Consider the following 20,496-nt stretch of genomic DNA (forward strand, 5'->3'; position numbering starts at 1 on the left):
GCTCCTACGCCCGCAAGAACGCCAGCACCGCCAGCACCCGCCGGTGGCTGTCGTCGGCCAGCGGCAGGTCCAGCTTGGTCAGGATGGACCCGATGTGCTTGCCGACGGCCGCCTCGGACACCACCAGTGTCCGGGCGATCGCCCCGTTGGACTTGCCCTCCGCGACCTGCGCCAGCACCTCCCGCTCGCGCGGGGTCAGCCGGGCCAGCGGGTCCCGGCGGCGGCGCAGCAACTGCCGTACCACCTCGGGGTCGACGACCGTGCCGCCGGCCGCGACGCGCGTCAGGGCGTCCACGAACTCCTCGACCTGGCCGATCCGGTCCTTGAGCAGGTACCCGACGCCGGTGCCGTCCCCGGAGTCGAGCAGTTCGGCGGCGTAGGCGCGCTGCACGTACTGGCTGAGCACCAGCACCGGCAGTCCGGGCCGCTCCGCGCGCAGCGTCACGGCGGCCCGCAGCCCTTCGTCGTGCAGCCCCGGCGGCATCCGTACGTCCGTCACCACCACGTCCGGCCCGTGCTCCCCGACCGCGGTGACGAGGGCGTCCGCGTCCCCGACCGCCGCGACGACCTCGTGCCCGAAGCGGGTGAGCAGGCCGATGAGCCCCTCCCGCAGCAGCACGCTGTCCTCGGCGAGGACTATCCGCAAGGGTCGGTCGGCCGGCAAGGGAGCTCCACTCGCAGCAGGGTCGGTCCGCCCGGCGGGCTGGACAGGGAGAGTGTGCCATCGAGGACCGACACCCGGTCCGCGAGTCCGGTCAGTCCGCTGCCGCCGGCCGGGTCCGCGCCGCCGCGCCCGTCGTCACCGATCTCCAGCCACAGCCGTCCGTCCGCGTGCCCGCCGCGCACCGTCGCCCGCGCCGCGCCGCTGTGCTTGGCCACGTTGGCCAGCGCCTCGCACACCACGAAGTACGCGGCGCTCTCGACGGGCCGCGGCAGCCGCCCGGGAACGGACAGCTCCAGGTCCACCGGTACCGGGCTGCGGTCGGCGGCGTCGGCGACGGCGGCTTCGAGCCCGTAGTCGGCCAGCACCTTGGGATGGATGCCGTGGATGAGTTCGCGCAGGTCGGCCAGGGCCAGCTCGGCCTCCCGGTGGGCGCGGGCGAGCTGCTCGGCGAGGGGAGTGCCGGGCGGGGCGTCGAGGCGGGCGAGGCCCAGGGCCATCCCGAGGGCGACCAGCCGCTGCTGGGCCCCGTCGTGCAGGTCCCGTTCGATGCGCCGGCGCTCCGCCTCGAAGGCGTCGACAAGGCGGGCCCGGGACCGGACGAGTTCGGTGACCCGGTCGCCGCCCCGCGCCGTCAGCAGCGCCCGCGCCAGCTCGGCCCGCGCCCCCGCCAGCACTCCCAGGGCGTAGGCCCCGGCGGCCAGCAGCACCAACCCCAGCCCGGCGGCCACCGAGGCGGCCGGCCAGCCGTCCACGAGCCAGACCTTCAGCACCTTCGCCTCGCCGCCGACGGCCACCAGCACCGGCGCGGCGACCATCGACAGGGGCAGGAACACGCAGGTCAGGACGGCCGCCGCGTCCAGCGGCCACAGGACGAGGCCGAGCAGCAGCGCGTACGCCAGCTCCCGCCAGGTCGCCGCCTCCCGTACCCGGGTGGTCAGCCACGCGGGCAGTCCCGGCCGGCCGGGCACCCGGTGCTGCCCGGCGAACACCGGCCCCACCCCCGCCAGCCGCAGCCGCCGGCGCTCGACGGCGGCCACGGGTATCCCGGACAGCGCGGTCAGCCCCAGTACCGGGAACCCGAGCAGTACGACGGCCAGGGCGCCCCCGACCACCACCCCGCCGGCGAGCACCACCAGGACGACCGCCCCGAACAGCGCCCCGCTCACCAGGTACGCGACCGCCCGCCAGGGCCACCCCGACCCCAGGTATCCGCGCCTCGCGAGCGCCCCCCACATCGTCATGCGGCTCACCGTACGGGCGGTCGGCCCGCCCTCACCATCACCGTGACCGGAGCCTCAGGGGTAGGCCTGGCCCTACCCCGACTCTCGCCCCTGCCGCACTGACCCGGCCCGCCCTCCCGGGGTTTCGTAGAGCCCTGACCAGCGAGGAAGGGCGGCGACATGGCGAGCGACGCGATCGACGTGCGGGACGTGAGCAGGCGGTACGGAACAGGGGACGGCGGGGTGCGGGCGCTGGACGGCGTCTCCCTCGCCTTCCGCGCCGGCACCTTCACCGCCGTGATGGGCCCGTCCGGCTCGGGCAAGTCGACACTGTTGCAGTGCGCGGCGGGCCTGGACCGGCCCACCTCCGGTTCGGTGCGGCTCGGCGGGACGGAGCTGACCGGGCTGAGCGAGCGGCGGCTGACGCTGCTGCGCCGGGAGCGGATCGGGTTCGTGTTCCAGGCGTTCAACCTGCTGCCGTCCCTGACCGCCGAGCAGAACGTCGCCCTGCCGCTGCGCCTGGCCGGCCGCCGCCCGAAGCGGTCCGAGGTGCGGGAGGTGCTGCGCCGGGTCGGTCTCGCGGACCGGGCACGGCACCGGCCGTCGGAGCTGTCCGGCGGCCAGCAGCAGCGGATCGCGCTGGCCCGCGCCCTGATCACCCGCCCCGAGGTGCTGTTCGCCGACGAACCGACCGGCGCGCTCGACTCGACGACGGGCCGTCAGGTCCTGGCGCTGCTGCGGGAGATGGTGGACGCCGACGGCGGCACGCTGGTCATGGTGACGCACGATCCGGTGGCCGCCGCGTACGCGGACCGGGTGGTGTTCCTGGTGGACGGGCGGGTGCACGGCGAGCTGCCGGGCTCGTCGGCCGGGGAGATCGCGGCCCGTATGACCTCTCTGGAGACGCGCGCGACGTCCCTGGAGACGCGCGACGCGGAGGCCGCCCCGTGCTGACCCTCGCCCTGCGCACCCTGCGCACCCGCTGGACCGCCTTCACCGGCGGCTTCGTCGCCCTCGCGCTCGGCGTCGCGCTGCTCACCGTGATGGGCCTGGCCCTGGCCTCGGCGGCGGACGCCCCCGACCGCGCCCCGCGGCGGTTCGCCGCCGCGCCGGTGGTGGTGCGCGGCGAGGACACGCTCCGCGTGCCGACCCCGACCGGTGTGCGGACCGCGGCACTGGACCGCCCGCGCCCCGTACCGCCCCGTACGGTCGCCGCCCTGCGCGCGCTGGGCGAGGTCACCGAGGACCGCTCCTTCCCGGTACGGATCGAGGGCGGGCCGCCCTCCCTGGTGGGCCACCCCTGGTCGACCGCCGCCTTCGCCCCGTACGAGCTGAGCGCGGGCCGCGCGCCCCGGACCGCCGACGAGGTCGTGACCACCGGCCGCTGGGCCGCGCCCGGCGACCGGCTGCGCACGGGTCACGGCACCGTGCGCGTCGTGGGGACGGTCACCGGCCCCGGCGTGGAGGACGCCGTCTTCTGCACCGATGCCCGCGCCGCCCGCCTGGCCCCGGTGAGCGACCAGCTGGTGGTGGACGCGGACCCGGCCGACGTACGCCGCGTCGTCGGTGACCGGGCCCAGGTGCTGACCGGGGACGCGCGGCGGCTGGCGGACCCGGACCCCGGCCGGGACGCGGCGGCGGTGACCGCGCTGAACTCCCTGTTCGGGACGGCGGGCGGGGTGGCCGCCTTCGTGTCCGTGTTCGTGGTGGCGTCGACGTTCGCGTTCACGGTGGCGCAGCGGCGCCGGGAGTTCGGGCTGCTGCGGCTGGCCGGCGCGACGCCGGGCCAGGTCCGGCGGACGGTGACCGCGGAGGCGCTGCTGGTCGGCGTGGCTGCCTCGGCGGCGGGCTGCGCGCTGGGCGGGTACGCCGCCCCGCACCTGGCGGCCCGCACCGTGGCGGGCGGACTCGCGCCGGACTGGTTCGCGATCGGCGACCACACCTGGCCGTACCACGCGGCGTTCTGGACCGGGCTGACGGTGGCGCTGTGCGGGGTGACGGCGGCGTCCTGGCGGGCGGGGCGGACCCGGCCGGCCGAGGCGCTGCGCGAGGCGTCGGTGGATCACGGCGCCCTCACCCGGGGCCGGCTGCTGGCCGGTACGGCGCTGCTGGCGACGGCCGCCGGGACGGCCGGGTGGGCGCTGCTGACCGACCCGGGCGAGCTGCTGCACCGCAAGACGTACGTCAGCCGCCCGATGCTGCTGATCACGGCGGTCGCCCTGCTCTCCCCTCTCCTCGTACGGCCCCTGATCCGGCTGGTCGCCTGGCCGGCGTCGCGGCTGCCGGGCGCGGGCGGCGTCCTCGTACGGGAGAACGCGGCGGCGGGCGTCCGCCGGGCCGCGTCCGTGGCGGCGCCGGTCCTGGTGACGGTGGCGCTGACGGGCTCGCTGCTCGGGGCGACGGCCACCCTGGACGCGGCGGGGGCGGCCGAGGCGCGGGCCCGGACGGCGGCCGACTTCGTGGTGACGGCCCCGGACCTGGACGAGGCGGCGGTACGGCGGCTGAGGGCGGTGCCCGGCACGGCGGCGGTCTCGGCGACGGCGACCGCCGCGGTGTACGTCGTGGAGGAGGGCGTGGCCCTGGTCCGGTCCGCCGCCCGGGCGGCCGATCCGCGGGCGCTGGCCGCGACCACCCGGCTGCCGGTGACGGCTGGCCGGCTCACCGGCCTGGACGACGACTCGATCGTCGTCAACGAGGAGTGGGAACGGCACACGGTGGGCGAGCGGATCCCGGTCCTCCTCGGCGACGGCACCCGCCGGACCCTGCGCGTCGCCGCCGTCCTGGCCGTCGGCACGGGCGACAACGGCGTGTACGTCACCCCGGCCAACGCGCCGCGCGCCCCGGTGGACCGGGTGGAGGTGACGGTGGCGGACGGCGCCGACCGGGACGCCGTGGCGGCGGGACTGCGGGAGGCGGTGCGTTCCTCGGACGCCCGGGTCCGCACCGCCGCCGCCTGGCCGGCGGCCACCGCGCCCCGCTCCGACGGCACGACCCGGCTCGGCTTCCTGCTGGTCCTGGGCATCGCCCTGGTCTACGCGGCCATCGCCCTGGCCGGCACCCAGGTCATGGCGACGGCCGGCCGGCGCCGCGAGCTGACGGCTCTGCGCCTGGCCGGCGCCACCGCGCCCCAGGTCCTGCGCCTGGTCGCGGCGGAGGCGCTCACCGTGGCCGCCGTCGGCGCGCTGCTCGGCGTCCTGGTGGCGGTCCTGAACCTGCTCACCATGACCGGCGCCCTGTCCCTGCTGTCGGCCCCGTCCGCCCCGGTACTCCCGTGGCCCGCGCTCGGCGCGGCGGCGGGCGGCTGCGCGCTGACGGCCGTGGTCTCCGCGGTGCTGCCGGCGACGCGCATGACGCGCACGGCCGCCTCTGCCGGACGTCCGCGAGGACGGCGCCCGTAGTCCCGCGAGGACGACGCCTCCACGCCGCCCTACGCCGCCAGCGTCGCGCTCTCGCGGGAGACCCCCGTACGGCCGGCGTACTGCTCGAGCAGCGCGTCCGCCGTGCGCAGCGCCTGCTCGGCGGTGCGGGCCCCGGTCATCACGCACAACGTGTACGTGGCGTCCTCGAGAGCCTTGCTCGTGCGGCCGGTGGGGTGCACATCGTGGTCGATGCGCGCCTGGGCGAACCGGGCCAGCACCGCGCGCAGTTCCTTCTCCGCCGGAACGATCATGGTGATACCTCTCCCTCACAAGCCCCGTACGGGGACACCGCGAAGCCTTGGACAGCGGCACGTCGACGAATGCCCCTCCTCGGCGGATTCACGCCTGCGCGAAGAGCCGGGGCCGACGTGGATCCCCGGCAGGAGGGGGGCGGCTAGCAGACGGCGGCCTCCGCCACCGTCTCCCGCACCGTGAGCAGGGTGTCGACCCCGGTCAACTGCAGCAGCCGCCGCACCTGGCGCGCCGGGGCGGCCACCCGGAGGTCGACCGTCCGGCGGGTGAGAATCAGCAGGTTCAACAGCGCGGAGTCCGCGAAGGTGATCTCCGAGGCGTCCAGGACCACTCTCGGACACTCCTCGGCCGCGGCGGCCAGCGCCTGCGCCAAGGGCTCGATCGAGGACGCGTCGTAGGCGCCTCTCGCACCGATGACCCGGGCGCCGCGCCATTCGTACTGCGCCACCGTGGCCCCGTCCACCGCTCGCGGCCGACGCGTGTCGTCCTGGCTCGCACACCCTGTTGCCGCTTCGTTCACTGACACCCTGGGGTCCCTCCTGCACTCCCCGAGACAAGACGGTTCTTCGTTACGTGAAAACTATGTCATGTAACGAGCGTCCGGCAAAAGTCGTCCCTAAAATGCTGTGCATGGTTCCAGTGCCTGAATCCCACTCCGGATGGACGTTCGTCACCAACCACGCCCGTGTGCTGGCGGTCATCGCCGACAACCCCAACGTCCGGATCCGCGACATCGCCGCTCACTGCCGGCTGACCGAGCGCGCCGTCCAGCGGATCATCTCCGACCTCGAACAGGACGGTTACCTCTCCCACACCCGCGACGGCCGCACCAACACCTACCGCGTCCAGCCGGACAAGGTGCTGCGTCACCCGGCGGAGGCGGGCCTGACCGTGGCCTCTCTGCTGTCCCTCCTGGTGCGGGACGAGAGCGACCGCGCGCACGGGCCCAGCGGGCAGCTGCCCCACCTGGCCGGCAGCAACGGCACGCGGTAACGGCGGCTCGCGGTAACGGCGGAGCGAAGGACCGCCACGGCCGGTCGTCTCAGGCTGCCCCAGCGGGACGCCCGGACGGGTCGGGGCCGTCGGCGGCGCCGCTGTCGGGGTCCAGCGCGAAGATCTGGTCCAGGCCCACGAGGCGCAGCACCCGCAGGGTGTGGCCGGGCACCCCGGTCAGCGCGATGCCGGCCCGGGCTGCCTGGGCCTGGTTGTGGGCGACGATCAGGGCGGTGATGCCGCTGGAGTCGCAGAACTCCATCCCGGCCAGATCCAGCACGAGGCGCTGCCCCGGCCGGAGGGTGAGGGTGGCGAGCAGTTCGCGCAGGCGGCCCGCGGTGGCGTAGTCGAGGTCGCCGACGATCTCCAGGACAGGGCCGTCGGGGGCGTTCCGGGTGGTGATGTTCAGCGGGCTCATGCGGTGGCTTCGGTCCGGGGGGCGTGGGCGGGGACGCCCAGAGCGAGCAGGGCGGTGTCGTCGTCGAGGCCGTCACCGAAGGAGTCCAGCAGGCCGGTCAGGTCCTGGATCACGGCCTGCGGGGACCGGCCGGCGCGGTCCCGGGCGAAATCGAGCAGGGCCTCGTCGCCGTAGAGGCTGGCGCGGTCCTCGCTGGTACGGGCTTCGGTGAGGCCGTCGGTGTACAGCACCAGGGTGTCGCCGGGGCCGACGAGGGTCGTGGCGGTGGCGAAGGTGGCGTCGGGCAGGACACCGACGAGGAGACCACCGGGGGTCGGCAGGAAGCCGGCGGTACCGTCGGCGCGCAGGACCAGGGCCGGGGGGTGCCCGCCGGAGGCGATACGGACGGTGACCTGGCCGGTGCGCGGGTCGGGGTCGAGGACGCCGAAGATGACGGTGCAGTAGCGCGGGTCGCCGCCGGTGTAGCGCTCGTGGAGCACCTGGTTGAGCGTCGTCAGGGCGGAGACGGGGTCGGGGTCGTGCACGGCGGCGGCGCGCAGGGTGTAGCGGGTCAGCGAGGTGACCGCGGCGGCCTGGGGCCCCTTGCCGCACACGTCGCCGAGGAAGAAGGCGAAGCGTCCGCCGCCGATGGGGAAGAGGTCGTAGAAGTCGCCGCCGAGCCGGTCCGGGGACGCGGTGCGGTAGTGCACGGCCGCCTCCACCCCCGGTACCGACGGCAGGGTGGCCGGCAGCAGCGACTGCTGGAGCGCGGCCAGGGCGTCCTGCAACCGGGCCCGGTCGGCCTCCGCCGCGGCGCGTGCCTCCTCCGCCTCCTTGCGGGCTCGCAGCAGTTCCTCTTCGTAGGCGCGGCGCTGCCGGGCGTCGAAGACGGTGCTGCGGATCAGCAGGGACTCACCGGTACTGCCGTGCTTGACCACGGAGGAGACCAGCACCGGTATCCGGCCGCCGCCGGCCTGTCTGATCTCCAGGGCTATTCCGCTGACCTCCCCCTGCATCCGCAGCAGCGGCGCGAAGTGGGTCTCGTGGTACAGCTTGCCGCCCACGGTCAGCAGGTCGGTGAACCGCATGCGGCCCACCACGGCCTCCCGTTCGAGACCCAGCCAGTCCAGCAGCGTCGCGTTGACCTTGGCGATGGTGCCGTCCATCAGCGTCGACAGATAGCCGCACGGCGCGCTCTCGTACAACTCCTCGGCGCTGTCCTCCAGGAGCGAGGCGAAAGCCGCGCCCGCGGTCCGTGGGTCGTCGGCGTCGTACGGGTCCGGCTGCTGGCCGGTGCGGCACATCACCGCAGACGCGCCAGGAAGTCGGTGATCGCCTCGTTGGTCGCCTCCGGCGCGGACAGGTGGGGGCAGTGCCCCGTGGCGTCGAGCGTGACCAGCTCCGACCCGGATACCGTCCGGTGGACGAACGCACCGACCTCCCGGGGGGCGATGACGTCCTGGAGGCACTCCAGCACCAGCGTCGGCACGCTCACGCCCTTCAGGTCGTCCCGCGAGTCCGACAGGAACGTGGCCTGGGCGAAGACGCGCGCCATGGCCGGATCCGTGGCGCAGAAGCTGTTCGTCAGTTCCTCGCCCAGCTCGGGCCGGTCCGCGTTGCCCATGATCAGGGGCGCCATCGTCGCCGACCAGCCCAGGTAGTTCGCCTCCAGGGAGGCCAGCAGTTCGTCGATGTCCTCGGCGCTGAACCCGCCCCGGTAGCCCTCGTCGTCGATGTAGCGCGGCGACGGCGCCACCATCACCAGCGCCCCGATCCGCTCCGGCGCCATTCCGGCGGCCAGCACTCCGATCATCGCGCTCACCGAGTGCCCCACGAACACGGCGTCGCGCAGGTCGAGCGCCTCGCACACCTCGACCGCGTCACGGGCGTAGCCGTCCAGCGCCGCGTAGCGCTCCGGGGAGAACGCGGACAGGTCCGAGCGGCCGGAACCCACGTAGTCGAACAGCACCACCCGGTAGTCGTCCACCAGGGCGGGCACCGTCAGCCGCCACATGTTCTGATCACATCCGAACCCGTGGGCGAGCACCACCGTCCGCCCCCGCGGGTTCCCGGTGACCGTCACATTGTTCCTGCGTTCGACATCCATACGCACCACTCTCTCAGGCACCGTCCGACCCGGCGTCTCCACTCCTCGCCGGCGGGACTGCCGCCGGCGCCCCCGGGCTGGCGCGGCCACCGCCGCCGGGCCGCCGTCCAACTCCCGCCCGCCGAGTGGCCCGGCCCGCCGTGTGCCGTACAACTCCCGCCGGTGCGCGGGGGATCGCCCCACGCACCGCTCCCCCACACGACAAAGCCTCGGAAACGCCGAAGATCCCGCCCGATCATCACGATCGGACGGGATCCTCGGTCAACCGCCCCTGAGACGACTCAAGGACAGTCATTGCGGTGGACCTGAGGGGATTTGAACCCCTGGCCCCCTCGATGCGAACGAGGTGCGCTACCGGACTGCGCCACAGGCCCTTGCAACGAGTGAAACTCTAGCACCCCTCCCGGCCTGCTCAAAAATCCGTTCCGGAGCAGCGGGAGGGCCCGGCGGGCTACTCGTTGGCGGCCTTGGGGCGGTCGCCGTCCTCGTACTGGTCGAACAGCGGGGTGCGGCCCCGCTCCCGGGACCGGCGGGCGGACGCGGCGCGGCGTCCGCCGCGGCGGGCCGGTCCCTGCTGCCGGTCCTCGGCGGCGGACTCGGCGGACGACTCGGCACGGCCGGGCGCGGTGTCCGGCTCGGCGTCGGAGGCCGTGTCGCCGCCGGTCTCCTCCGGACGGTCCGGGGCGGCGGCGCTGGAGCGCGCGGAGCTCCACGCGTCGGGCGCGCTGAGGTCCACACCGGCCGTGGCCCGGGGGGCGACCGGCGCGGTCACGTACGTCGGCAGCGGCACCGGCACCGGGTCCCAGCTCTCGCCCTGCCCGGGGCGCCGCTGCCGCTCGCGCTGCTGGTCGACCCACTCGGCGTGGTCGGTCTGCTCGACCAGCGCCCGCCGGTCGGCGGCCAGCGCCGACAGGCCGGGGTCGGTCTCCGCGCCGGGGGCCTCGTGCGGTTCCTCGGCGTCGGGCTCGGCGCCGGCGTCGGCCGTGGCCCGCCTGCGGGGCCGGGTGCCGCGCTCCCGCAGCCGCTGGGCGGCGACCTCGGCGCGGCGGCGGTCCATCTGGAAGGCGAAGCGGCGCCGCTCCTGGGCCCGGAGGTAGGCGATGTACGCGCTGAGCAGCACGGCGGGCACGGCGGGCGCCCACAGGAACGCGAGCCCGCCCACCGCGGCGACCATCGCGCCGAGCGTGAAGGCGAGGAAGAGCACCACGGTGGTCCGCCGCCGGCGGGCCAGCACCTTGGTGCGCCGGGCGCGGGCCGCCGCGGCCTGGGCCGCCGCCCGGTCACCGGCGTCGCGCCGGGCGGGACGCCCGGGGGCCGCCGGCTGCGGGGACTGCGGGGCGGCGGGGGCCGGCGGGCGGACCTCCGTTCTGGTCCGGGACACGGCGAAGGCCCGGACGTCCACCGAGTCGGTGACGGCGTCCGGGTCGCCGGCGTCGGGCTCCCCCTCGTCGGCGGAGCGCGCCCGCAGGTCCTTGGCGTACCGGCGCTCCATGCCCGCCCGTCCGGACAGGAGCCGGATGGCGGTGCTGAAGCGTTCCGTCGGACGGGCCTCGTTCAGCTCGTCCTGCCTACGGAGCCACATCGGCACCAAGTAGGCGGCCCAGGCCCCGACAATGACTGCGTAGATGAGGCCGCTGCTGCTCACGCCTCACACGGTAGAGGGATGTGCGCGAGGGGATCCGCCAATTGAGCCGGTGTGTCGCACGATCTGGCTGATATTTCAAAATTTTTTTCGGACTGATGACAATTCACGGGTCCGGGTGAGCTTAATTCGAACGTTTATTCAATTCCGGAGGTGTCCTGAGTGGCCCGGCTGCGGCGCCAGCGGCGCAGCAGGCCCTCCGGCACCTCCTCCGCGGTCAGCGCGAAGACGAGGTGGTCGCGCCAGGCGCCGTCGATGTGGAGATAGCGCGGCCTGAGACCCTCTTCGCGGAATCCGAGTTTCTCCACGACCCGGCGGCTGGGGCCGTTCTCGGGGCGAATGCAGACCTCGATGCGGTGCAGGCCGACGGTGTGGAAACAGTGGTCGACGGCGAGTGCCACGGCCGTCGGCATCACCCCGCGGCCGGCCACCGCCTCGTCCACCCAGTAGCCGACGTGCCCGGAGCACATCGACCCCCAGGTGATGCCGGCGACGGTCAGCTGCCCCACCAGCCGGCCCTGGTACTCGATGACGAACGGCAGCATCCGGCCCGCGTTCGCCTCGGAGCGCAGGTGGCGCACCATCTGGCGGTAGGTCGGCCGGTGGGCGAGCGGCCCGCCCGGGCCGGGCGGCGGGATGGTGGCCTCCCAGGGCCGCAGCCAGTCCCGGTTGCGCCGGTTGACCTCGCGCCAGGCCCGCTGGTCGCGCAGCTTTATGGGCCGCAGGACGATGTCGCCGTCCACCAGCTCCGCGGGCCAGGAGGGGCTGTTCAGCTCGCACCCCCGCCGTTCGGGCTGCTGTTCGGTCTGGGGTGGTCGCCGCCGCGGATCTGGTCGACGGCGTGGCGCAGGAGGGGTTCCAGTACGGCCAGTCCGTCCTTCACTCCGCCGGTGGACCCGGGCAGGTTGACGACGAGCGTGCTCCCCGCCACCCCGGCCAGGCCGCGGGAGAGCGCCGCGGTGGGCACCTTGTCCCGGCCGTAGGCCCGGATCGCCTCCGCGATGCCCGGCACCTCGTGGCCGATCACCGCGCGGGTCGCCTCGGGGGTGCGGTCGGTGGGCGACAGGCCCGTGCCGCCGGTGGTGACGATCACGTCGTACCCGGCGTCGACGCCCGCACGCAGGGCGGCCTCGACCGGGTCGCCGTCGGGGACGACGCGGGGGCCGTCGACGGCGAAGCCGAGGCGGGCGAGGCCCTCGGCGATCAGGGGGCCGCCCTTGTCCTCGTAGATCCCGGCGGCGGCCCGGTTGGAGGCGGTGACGACCAGAGCGCGGTATCCGGTACCGGACGTCATGCCCGGCTCCAGTCGCCCGACTTGCCGCCCGTCTTCTCCTCGACCCGTACGTCCGTGATGACCGCTCCCTTGTCGACCGCCTTCACCATGTCGATCACGGTGAGCGCGGCGACGGAGACCGCGGTGAGCGCCTCCATCTCGACGCCCGTGCGGTCCGTCGTCTTCACGGTGGCGACGATCTCCACGGCGTCGTCCGCGACCGACAGGTCCAGTGTCACACCCGACACCGACAACGGGTGGCACAGCGGGATCAGGTCGGGGGTGCGCTTGGCGCCCATGATGCCCGCGATCCGCGCGGTGGCCAGGGCGTCGCCCTTGGGGACGCCCGCGCCGCGCAGCAGCTCGACGACCTCGGGGGCGACCAGCACCCGTCCGCTGGCGCGGGCGGTGCGGGCGGTCACGTCCTTCTGGGAGACGTCGACCATACGGGCGGCGCCCGCCTCGTCGAGGTGGGTGAGTCGGTCCTGCGTGCTCATGCTGTGTGGCGCTCCCGGTCCGGGCCCGGCGCGGTGCGCCGCGCGGGGCCAGTTGTGCGCGACACGGTACTCCCCTGCCGGTCGGCGCACCCGGGCAGGACCGCCCGCCGGACGCGCTCAGCCGAGCAGGACGACCTCGACCTCGGTGCCGGGCTCGACGCTCTCCACGTCCTCGGGTACGACGATCAGCGCGTCGGCGTGGGCGAGCGCGGCCACCAGGTGCGAACCGGCGCCGCCGACCGGGGTGACCGAGCCGTCGGCGCACGTGCCGCGCAGGAACTGGCGGCGGCCCTTCGGGGAGGTCAGGGCCTGCTCGGCGGTGAGGGTCGCCGTGGTGCGGGGGCGGTGGACGTCCGGGAGGCCCATGAGGGTGCGGATCGCGGGGCGGACGAACAGCTCGAAGGAGACGTACGACGACACCGGGTTGCCCGGCAGGGCGAGCAGCGGGGTGTGGTCGGGGCCGACGGAGCCGAAGCCCTGGGGTTTGCCGGGCTGCATGGCGAGCTTGCGGAACTCGACGCCGCTGCCCGGCTCGTCCTCGTCGGCGACGTGGGCGAGGGCCTCCTTGACGACGTCGTAGGCGCCGACGCTGACGCCGCCGGTGGTGACCATCAGGTCGGCGCGGACGAGCTGGTCCTCGATGGTGGAGCGCAGGGTCTCGGCGTCGTCGGCGACGGCGCCGACGCGGTAGGCGATGGCTCCGGCGTCGCGGGCGGCGGCGGTGAGGGCGAAGCTGTTGGAGTCGTAGATCTGGCCGTGGGTCAGCTGCTCGTCGGGCTGGACGAGTTCGCTGCCGGTGGACAGGACGACCACGCGGGGGCGGGGGCGGACGCGGACCCTGCCCCGGCCGATCGCGGCGAGCAGGCCGAGCTGGGGCGGGCCGAGGACGGTGCCGGCCGCCAGGGCGCGGTCGCCGGCCCTGACGTCGCTGCCCGCCGCGCGGACGTGCGCGCGGGCCTCGGCGGGGCGGTACACGTACACCTGGCCCGCGGCGCCCTCGGGGGCCGCGCTGCGGGCGCGCATCCCGGTGACCGGGCCCTCGCCGAGCCCGCCGTCGGTCCACTCGACGGGGACGACGGTCTCGGCGCCGGGCGGCAGCGGGGCGCCGGTCATGATGCGGGCGGCCTGGCCGGGGCCAACGGTGAGCTGCCCGGCGGCGCCCGCGGCGACGTCCCCGACCACTTCCAGGCAGGCCGGGAACTCCTCGCTCGCGCCCGCGACGTCCGCGACCCGCACCGCGTACCCGTCCATGGAGCTGTTGTCGAACGGTGGCAGGGAGACCGGCACCGTGACGTCCTCGACCAGGACGCAGCCCTGGGCGTCGAGGAGGTTCAGCTCGATGGGTTCCAGGGGCCGGACCGTGGCGAGGATGTCCTCCAGGTGGTCCTCCACCGACCACAGCCGGTCCTCGGCGGGACCGTCGTGACCGGTGGTGCGGGGCGCGGGGCTGCTCAACGTCGTTACATCTCCTCGGCTACGTAACTGCGAAGCCAGGTCCGGAAGTCCGGGCCCAGGTCTTCACGTTCGCATGCGAGTCTGACAATGGCACGCAGGTAGTCGCCGCGGTCGCCGGTGTCATAGCGGCGGCCCTTGAAGACGACGCCGTGCACGGGGCCGCCGACCTTCTCGTCGGTGGCGAGCTGCTGGAGGGCGTCGGTGAGCTGGATCTCGCCGCCGCGGCCCGGCTCGGTCCGGCGCAGTATGTCGAAGACGTGCGGGTCGAGGACGTAGCGGCCGATGACGGCGTAGTTCGAGGGGGCGTCGGCCGGGTCGGGCTTCTCGACCAGGCCGCTGACCTTGACGACGTCGCCGTCCTCGGTGGTGTCGACGGCGGCGCAGCCGTAGAGGTGGATCTGCTCGGGGGCGACCTCCATGAGGGCGATGACGCTGCCGCCGTACTGCCCCTGGACCTCGATCATGCGCTGGAGCAGAGGGTCGCGCGGGTCGATCAGGTCGTCGCCGAGGAGGACCGCGAAGGGCTCGTCGCCGACGTGCGGGGCGGCGGCGAGGACGGCGTGACCGAGGCCCTTGGGGTCGCCCTGGCGGACGTAGTGGATCATCGCGAGGTCGCTGGACTCCTGCACCTTGGCCAGCCGGTCCGCGTCGCCCTTCTTCTGCAGGGCCGACTCCAGCTCGTAGTTGCGGTCGAAGTGGTCCTCCAGGGGGCGCTTGTTGCGGCCCGTCACCATGAGGACGTCGTCGAGACCGGCGGCGACGGCCTCCTCGACCACGTACTGGATCGCCGGCTTGTCCACGACCGGCAGCATCTCCTTGGGAGTGGCCTTGGTGGCCGGCAGGAACCGGGTGCCCAGACCTGCTGCTGGAATGACAGCCTTGCTGATCCTGGGGTGCGACTGAGTCATGCCCGCCACCATATCCGCTGCCTTCGCAGGGAATCAGCACCTGCGAAGAGATAGTGCTCATATGAGCACATTGGCACAGTACGGGAGCGACCTTGACCGGGACCGGACGCGCTGACGAGCCTGACAAGCGCACGTTGCGCCGCGAAGTCGTCGCGGCGAGGAACAGGTTGACGGCCGATGAGCTGCGGGTGACGGCGCGGGCGTTGGCGGAGCGGGCGCTCGGGCTGCCGGAGCTGGCGCGGGCGCGCACGGTGGCGGCGTACGTCTCGGTGGGCGCCGAACCGGGCACCCGCGCGCTGCTCGACGCGCTGTGCGCGCGGGGGGTGCGCGTGCTGTTGCCCGTCCTGCTCCCCGACGGCGACCTGGACTGGGGCGCGTACACGGGGGCGGCCACCGGGGAGGGCTCGCTCGCGCGTGTGCGGCACGGGGGGCGGATGGAGCTGCTGGAGCCCGCCGGGCGGCGGCTGGGTCCGGAGGCGGTGACGGAGGCCGACGTGGTGCTGCTGCCGGGGCTGGCGGTCGACGGACGCGGCATGCGGCTGGGGCGCGGCGGCGGCTCCTACGACCGGGTGCTGGCGCGGCTGGAACGGTCGGGAGCGGCGCGGGGAGGGGCGCGGGGAGGGGTGCGGCCGGTGCTGGTGGTGCTGCTGTACGGCGGCGAGGTCGTCGACCGGGTCCCGCGGGAGCCGCACGACCGGCCGGTGGACGCGGTGGTCACGCCGGAGGGGGTACGGCGGTTCCGCTGAGCGCCCCGGAAGACGGAAAACGGCCTCCACGCGCGCGTGGAGGCCGTTTTCCGTGCTCGACGATGGATGGCTACGGCTTGAGCACCAGGGTGTCGCTCGTGCTCTTGTCGACCGCCTTCTCCGAGAACGACCAGGGCAGCAGCTCGCCCTCGGCCCACTTCTCGGTCTGGTCGGTGTAGTGGGCGCTGAAGGCGTGCCCGGAGGCGCCGGAGAGGTTGATCCACCGCGACTTGTCGAGGTCGTCGAGGTTGACCACCATCCGCATGGACGGCACCCAGAGCACTCCGTAGCCGCCGGCCGCGTTCCAGCCGGTGGCGTTGACGGCGGCCTGGCCGCCGCTCAGCTCCCAGGGGCCGCGGTTGAGGGCGTACTTCAGGAAGCTCGGGCCGTCGGTGCCCAGGGTCTGGTTCTTCAGGAACAGGCGGTGCAGCCGGCCCCAGCTCCAGGTGTCGATGTCCTTGCCGAGCTTGGCGGTCAGCTCCCAGCGGGCGTCGACCATGGCGCGCTTGAACAGATCGTCGCGGTTGTGGTCGGCGCCGTCGCGGGTGCCGTTGTCGGGCGTCGTCCACCAGTCGCTGTCGGTGTCGTCCATCAGCGTGCGGACCACCTCGAACCAGCGGTCGCCGCCGTCCGGCTGGGCCTGGTCCGCCTCGCGCTGGCCGCACTCGCGGACCTTCTGCGTCTCGTCGGCGGGGCCGGTGGTGTTGACCGGGTCGACCCACAGGCACTGGCCCTTGACCCGCAGCTCCTTGGGCAGCTTGTTGCCGAAGGCCAGCTTGACGATGTTGCGCCAGGTGGCGTTGAAGTACGCGGCGGCGGCCGAGTCGGCGTCCTGGGTGTAGTCCCAGCCCTCCAGGAGCTTCTGCGCCTCGCGGACGTCCTCGTCCTCGACGTCGATCTTCAGCAGCGTGGGCACCAGCAGCTTGGCGATCTCGCTGCTGTTGTCCAGCTGCATCTGGCGCATGTCGTCGGTGGAGACCTTGCCGCCGTCCTTGATCTTCGCCTCGATCAGGGAGGTGATCCGCTGGCTGCGGGTGCCGTAGCCCCAGTCGGTGGTGAGGGTGTACGGGTACGCGTCCTCGTCGACGACGGCCTGGTTGGCGGTGACGATGTAGCCGCGGTCGGGGTTGTACTCGTAGGGCAGCTCGTCGTCCTCGACGTACTTGCCGGTCCAGTTGTAGTCGGGGTCCCAGCCCGGCGCCGGCAGGGAGCCGTCGTGGCCGTCGGCGCGGACCGGGATCCGGCCGGGCAGGGTGTAGCCGATGTTGCCCTCGGTGTCGGCGTAGACCAGGTTCTGCGAGGGCACGTCGAACTTGGCCGCCGCGGCGCGGAACTCGCTCCAGTCCCCCGCGCGGTCCATCTCGAAGACGGCGTCCATGGTGGTGCCGGCCTCCAGCGCGGTCCAGCGCAGGGCGACGCCGTAGCCGTCGCCGCGGTCGGGCGCGGCGGCGTCGACGGTGGCCTTCTTGCCGACCTTGACCAGTTCGTCGTCGCGGTCGGAGAGCAGGGGCCCGTTGTTGGTCTCGCGGACGACGATCTTCTTGGAGGCACCGCCGGCGACCTTGATGGTCTCCTCACGCGTCTCGAAGGGGACCACCTTGCCGTCGTACTGGTAGCCGTCGCCGGTGATCTTCTCCAGGTAGAGGTCGGTGGCGTCGATCCCGGAGTTGGTCAGGCCCCAGGCGATCTCCTGGTTGTGTCCGATTATCACGCCGGGCATGCCCGCGAAGGTGTAGCCGGTGACGTCGTACTGGCACTTGGCCGAGACGCTGCGGCAGTGCAGGCCCATCTGGTACCAGACCGAGGGCAGCGACGGGGACAGGTGCGGGTCGTTGGCCAGCAGCGGCTTGCCGGTGATGGTGTGCTTGCCGGAGACCACCCAGGAGTTGGAGCCGATGCCGTCGCCGTTCACGCCGACGGCGGTGGGCAGGTCGTCCAGGACGTCCTGGAGGCCGGAGAGCTGGCTCTCCAGCACCGAGGTGCCGGTGGCGTCGGAGGTGCCGGTGGCGGTGCCCGTGGCCGTGCCGGCGGCGTCGGAGACGGCCGTACCGGACGTACCGGAGGTGCCCGCCGTTCCCGACGTGCCCGCCGTGCCCGAGCTGTCGCTCGTACCGCTGTTGCCGCCCGCGAAGGTGCCCGTCAGTTCGTCGTACTGGCCCTCCTGGACGATCGCCTTGTTGCGGTCGTACGGGTAGTCCGGGTACAGGTCGGCGATCTGCTCCGGGCCCAGGCGGCTGGTCATCAGGGCGCGGTCGATCTCGTCCTGCATGTTGCCGCGCAGGTCCCAGGCCATCGCCTTGAGCCACGCGACGGAGTCGACCGGGGTCCACTCCTCGGGCCGATAGTCGTTGGTGAAGCCGAGCGCGGCGTACTCCAGGGAGATGTCCGCGCCGTCCTTGCCCTTCAGATAGGCGTTGACCCCCTTGGCGTACGCCTGGAGGTACTCCTTGGTGGAGTCGGAGAGCGTCTCCTCGTACTCCTTCTCCGCCACCCGGTCCCAGCCCAGCGTGCGCAGGAACTCGTCGTTCTCGACCTGGCCCTTGCCGAACATCTCCGACAGGCGCCCCGAGGTCATGTGCCGGCGCACGTCCATCTCGTAGAACCGGTCTTGCGCCTGCACGTAGCCCTGCGCCATGAACAGGTCCGCGTCGGAGGAGGCGTAGATCTGCGGGATGCCGTACGAGTCGCGCTTGACGTCGACGGGCCCCGACAGGCCGTCCAGCGTGATCGATCCCTTGGTCTGCGGGAACGAGGCCCGGACGGTGCTGATCGACCAGTACGCCCCGTAGGCGAGGCCACCGATGACGGCCAGCACCAGCACGAGGACCATCAGTTTGGCTCTGCGCCCCTTCTTCCTCGCGGACTTGGCGGGCCGGTGGCCCGAAGAGGCGGTGTTGGTGGGGGGCATCGCTGTCCTTGCTGTCCTAACACGAGCGGCAGGGGCGGGCTGTGCTTTCTTCTGCGCTGCTTACTACTGCGCTGCTTTTCTACTGCGCTGTCTGCTGCGCTTCCTACTGAATGAACGCTGGAGCAACCATAGGCGCAGGGCTCGCCCGGCCTTGACGCGGAGTCGGGAACAGGCGTGGACGGGCGTTCGATCATGCCAAGGTCCGCGTCAAGAAAGCGTCAAGAGTTAGGTAAGGTAACGAAGTAGTTGGCTTCGATGGACCTGTCCGCAGGCGTCGGCCCGGCCGCCGCGTCGTCACATTCGCAGCATCCGTCACCTTCGCGGCACCGGGCACATCTGCGGCATCCGTCACATCTGCACCATCCGTCATGTTTTCCATGCCGGTCACGTTCGCATCATCTGCCGGAAGGAACGGCCCCTGACTGTCCACCACCTCAACCAGCTCCTGCTCGTCTGCTCGCTCGTCCTGCTCATCGCCGTCGCGGCGGTCCGGATCTCCTCGCGCAGCGGGCTGCCGAGCCTGCTCGTCTACCTGGCGATCGGCATCGCCATGGGCCAGGACGGCATCGGCGACGTCAAGTTCGACAACGCCGAACTGACCCAGGTCATCGGCTACGCCGCCCTGGTCGTGATCCTGGCCGAGGGCGGCCTCGGCACGAAGTGGAAGGAGGTGAGACCCGCCCTGCCGGCCGCCTCCGCGCTGGCCCTGGCCGGCGTCGCGGTGAGCGTCGGCGTCACCGCGGCGGGCGCCCACTACCTGACGGGGCTGGAGTGGCGGCAGGCACTGATCATCGGGGCGGTGGTGTCCTCGACCGACGCCGCGGCCGTCTTCTCCGTGCTGCGCCGCATCCCCCTGCCCTCCCGCATAACGGGCACCCTGGAGGCCGAGTCGGGGTTCAACGACGCCCCGGTGGTCATCCTGGTGGTCGCCTTCTCCACGGCCGGCCCCATGGAGCACTGGTACGTGCTGGTCGGCGAGATCGCCCTGGAGCTGGCCATCGGCGCGGCCATCGGGCTCGCGGTGGGCTGGCTGGGCTCCTGGGGGCTCAGGCACGTCGCGCTGCCCGCCTCCGGCCTGTACCCGATCGCCGTGATGGCGATCGCCGTCACCGCCTACGCGGCCGGTGCCCTGGCGCACGGCAGCGGATTCCTCGCCGTCTACCTGGCCTCCATGGTGATGGGCAACGCCAAGCTGCCGCACTGGCCGGCCACCCGCGGGTTCGCCGACGGGCTCGGCTGGATCGCCCAGATCGGCATGTTCGTCCTGCTCGGCCTGCTGGTCACCCCGCACGAACTGGGCGACGACATCCTGCCCGCCCTCGTCATCGGCCTGGTGCTGACCATGGTGGCCAGACCGCTGAGCGTCGTGCTGTGCCTGCTGCCGTTCCGGGTGCCGTGGCAGGAGCAGACGCTGATGTCCTGGGCGGGACTGCGCGGCGCGGTGCCGATCGTGCTCGCCACGATTCCCATGGTGCAGGGCGTCGACGGCAGCCGGCGGATCTTCAACATCGTCTTCGTCCTGGTCGTCGTCTACACCCTGGTCCAGGGGCCGACGCTGCCGTGGCTGGCCCGCAAGCTCAGCCTGGGCGGCGGTTCCGGGGCGGCCGACCTCGGTATCGAGTCGGCGCCCCTGGAACGGCTGCGCGGGCATCTGCTCTCCGTGGCGATCCCCGACGGGTCGAAGATGAGCGGCGTGGAGGTGGCCGAGCTGCGGCTGCCGGCCGGGGCCGCCGTCACCCTCGTCGTGCGCGAGGGCACCTCCTTCGTGCCGCTGCCGTCGACGGTGCTGCGGCTCGGGGACGAGCTGCTGGTGGTCGCCACCGATCCGGTACGGGACGCCGCCGAGAAGCGGCTGCGCGCGGTGGGCCGGGGCGGCAAGCTCGCCGGGTGGCTGGGGACGGACGGGGCGGAGGAACGTTCCGGGTGAGGTGAGGCCCTGGGCGCGTTCGTTTCCGGAGGATTTCCGGCGGCGGCGGCTGCACACGGCTGCGGTATGTGCTGTACACGCTGCGGTA

Annotated in this window: 19 protein-coding genes and 1 tRNA gene; 5 read left to right on the forward strand and 15 right to left on the reverse strand. The window is 73.4% G+C overall.

All coding sequences use genetic code 11. From position 1 onward, the window contains the following. Positions 1-4: 4 nt before the first annotated feature. Complete coding sequence (locus ACIQR3_RS11030) at positions 5-664, reverse strand: response regulator (RefSeq protein WP_403537209.1); 660 nt, start codon at positions 662-664, stop codon at positions 5-7. Further along, positions 637-1,899, reverse strand: a complete 1,263-nt coding sequence (locus ACIQR3_RS11035) for a sensor histidine kinase (RefSeq protein ID WP_215166245.1) — start codon at positions 1,897-1,899, stop codon at positions 637-639. The genes ACIQR3_RS11030 and ACIQR3_RS11035 overlap by 28 nt, the downstream gene beginning before the upstream one ends. 165 nt (positions 1,900-2,064) lie before the next feature. Between ACIQR3_RS11035 and ACIQR3_RS11040 the strand changes: the two genes are divergently transcribed. Then, positions 2,065-2,838, forward strand: coding sequence for an ABC transporter ATP-binding protein (locus ACIQR3_RS11040; RefSeq protein ID WP_403537212.1), 774 nt, complete (start codon positions 2,065-2,067; stop codon positions 2,836-2,838). Further along, the gene (locus ACIQR3_RS11045; RefSeq protein WP_403537214.1) at positions 2,832-5,282 is read left to right on the forward strand and encodes an ABC transporter permease; all 2,451 of its coding nucleotides are present in this window, start codon (positions 2,832-2,834) and stop codon (positions 5,280-5,282) included. Before ACIQR3_RS11040 ends, ACIQR3_RS11045 begins: the two co-directional genes overlap by 7 nt. Positions 5,283-5,311: 29 nt before the next feature. Here ACIQR3_RS11045 and ACIQR3_RS11050 read toward each other — a convergent pair whose 3' ends face one another. Next, the gene (locus tag ACIQR3_RS11050; protein ID WP_403537217.1) at positions 5,312-5,554 is read right to left on the reverse strand and encodes a DUF5133 domain-containing protein; all 243 of its coding nucleotides are present in this window, start codon (positions 5,552-5,554) and stop codon (positions 5,312-5,314) included. A gap of 143 nt (positions 5,555-5,697) precedes the next feature. Next, positions 5,698-6,003 (reverse strand): STAS domain-containing protein, encoded by a 306-nt coding sequence (locus ACIQR3_RS11055; RefSeq protein ID WP_308114512.1) that lies wholly within the window; start codon positions 6,001-6,003, stop codon positions 5,698-5,700. A 182-nt stretch (positions 6,004-6,185) separates the two neighbouring features. Here ACIQR3_RS11055 and ACIQR3_RS11060 point away from each other — a divergent pair, with 182 nt between their 5' ends. Then, positions 6,186-6,548, forward strand: coding sequence for a helix-turn-helix transcriptional regulator (locus ACIQR3_RS11060; RefSeq protein WP_403537220.1), 363 nt, complete (start codon positions 6,186-6,188; stop codon positions 6,546-6,548). Positions 6,549-6,597: 49 nt separating this feature from the next. On the opposite strand, the gene ACIQR3_RS11065 is transcribed toward ACIQR3_RS11060, so the two are convergent. The 10 genes from ACIQR3_RS11065 to galU all read right to left on the reverse strand — a co-directional run bounded on the left by ACIQR3_RS11065 (position 6,598) and on the right by galU (position 14,827). Then, positions 6,598-6,966: an STAS domain-containing protein gene (locus ACIQR3_RS11065; RefSeq protein ID WP_403537222.1), complete on the reverse strand. Its 369-nt coding sequence runs from the start codon at positions 6,964-6,966 to the stop codon at positions 6,598-6,600. Beyond that, complete coding sequence (locus ACIQR3_RS11070; protein WP_403537225.1) at positions 6,963-8,249, reverse strand: PP2C family protein-serine/threonine phosphatase; 1,287 nt, start codon at positions 8,247-8,249, stop codon at positions 6,963-6,965. The genes ACIQR3_RS11065 and ACIQR3_RS11070 overlap by 4 nt, the downstream gene beginning before the upstream one ends. Then, a complete protein-coding gene (locus tag ACIQR3_RS11075; RefSeq protein ID WP_403537228.1) occupies positions 8,249-9,052 on the reverse strand; it encodes an alpha/beta fold hydrolase in 804 nt (267 codons plus the stop codon). Before ACIQR3_RS11075 ends, ACIQR3_RS11070 begins: the two co-directional genes overlap by 1 nt. A gap of 300 nt (positions 9,053-9,352) precedes the next feature. Beyond that, positions 9,353-9,426: transfer RNA gene (locus ACIQR3_RS11080), tRNA-Ala, on the reverse strand. A gap of 77 nt (positions 9,427-9,503) precedes the next feature. Beyond that, entirely contained in the window at positions 9,504-10,697 is a 1,194-nt protein-coding gene (gene glpR / locus ACIQR3_RS11085; RefSeq protein WP_403537231.1) for a gephyrin-like molybdotransferase receptor GlpR, read from the reverse strand. Positions 10,698-10,831: 134 nt separating this feature from the next. Next, entirely contained in the window at positions 10,832-11,437 is a 606-nt protein-coding gene (locus ACIQR3_RS11090; protein ID WP_403537234.1) for a GNAT family N-acetyltransferase, read from the reverse strand. A gap of 26 nt (positions 11,438-11,463) precedes the next feature. Next, positions 11,464-11,988, reverse strand: a complete 525-nt coding sequence (locus ACIQR3_RS11095) for a molybdenum cofactor biosynthesis protein B (RefSeq protein ID WP_403537236.1) — start codon at positions 11,986-11,988, stop codon at positions 11,464-11,466. Continuing rightward, positions 11,985-12,464: a cyclic pyranopterin monophosphate synthase MoaC gene (moaC, locus tag ACIQR3_RS11100; RefSeq protein WP_403537239.1), complete on the reverse strand. Its 480-nt coding sequence runs from the start codon at positions 12,462-12,464 to the stop codon at positions 11,985-11,987. Before moaC ends, ACIQR3_RS11095 begins: the two co-directional genes overlap by 4 nt. A gap of 117 nt (positions 12,465-12,581) precedes the next feature. Next, positions 12,582-13,919 (reverse strand): gephyrin-like molybdotransferase Glp, encoded by a 1,338-nt coding sequence (gene glp, locus ACIQR3_RS11105; RefSeq protein ID WP_403537241.1) that lies wholly within the window; start codon positions 13,917-13,919, stop codon positions 12,582-12,584. A gap of 5 nt (positions 13,920-13,924) precedes the next feature. After that, complete coding sequence (gene galU / locus ACIQR3_RS11110; protein ID WP_215166186.1) at positions 13,925-14,827, reverse strand: UTP--glucose-1-phosphate uridylyltransferase GalU; 903 nt, start codon at positions 14,825-14,827, stop codon at positions 13,925-13,927. A 92-nt stretch (positions 14,828-14,919) separates the two neighbouring features. Here galU and ACIQR3_RS11115 point away from each other — a divergent pair, with 92 nt between their 5' ends. Beyond that, entirely contained in the window at positions 14,920-15,573 is a 654-nt protein-coding gene (locus ACIQR3_RS11115; protein ID WP_403537244.1) for a 5-formyltetrahydrofolate cyclo-ligase, read from the forward strand. Positions 15,574-15,643: 70 nt separating this feature from the next. On the opposite strand, the gene ACIQR3_RS11120 is transcribed toward ACIQR3_RS11115, so the two are convergent. After that, positions 15,644-18,481 (reverse strand): penicillin acylase family protein, encoded by a 2,838-nt coding sequence (locus tag ACIQR3_RS11120; RefSeq protein ID WP_403537247.1) that lies wholly within the window; start codon positions 18,479-18,481, stop codon positions 15,644-15,646. A gap of 394 nt (positions 18,482-18,875) precedes the next feature. Between ACIQR3_RS11120 and ACIQR3_RS11125 the strand changes: the two genes are divergently transcribed. Then, the gene (locus ACIQR3_RS11125; protein ID WP_403537787.1) at positions 18,876-20,408 is read left to right on the forward strand and encodes a potassium/proton antiporter; all 1,533 of its coding nucleotides are present in this window, start codon (positions 18,876-18,878) and stop codon (positions 20,406-20,408) included. Positions 20,409-20,496: the final 88 nt, after the last annotated feature.

The organism is Streptomyces sp. NPDC090994, assembly GCF_044768905.1.
Classification (GTDB): Bacteria; Actinomycetota; Actinomycetes; order Streptomycetales; family Streptomycetaceae; genus Streptomyces.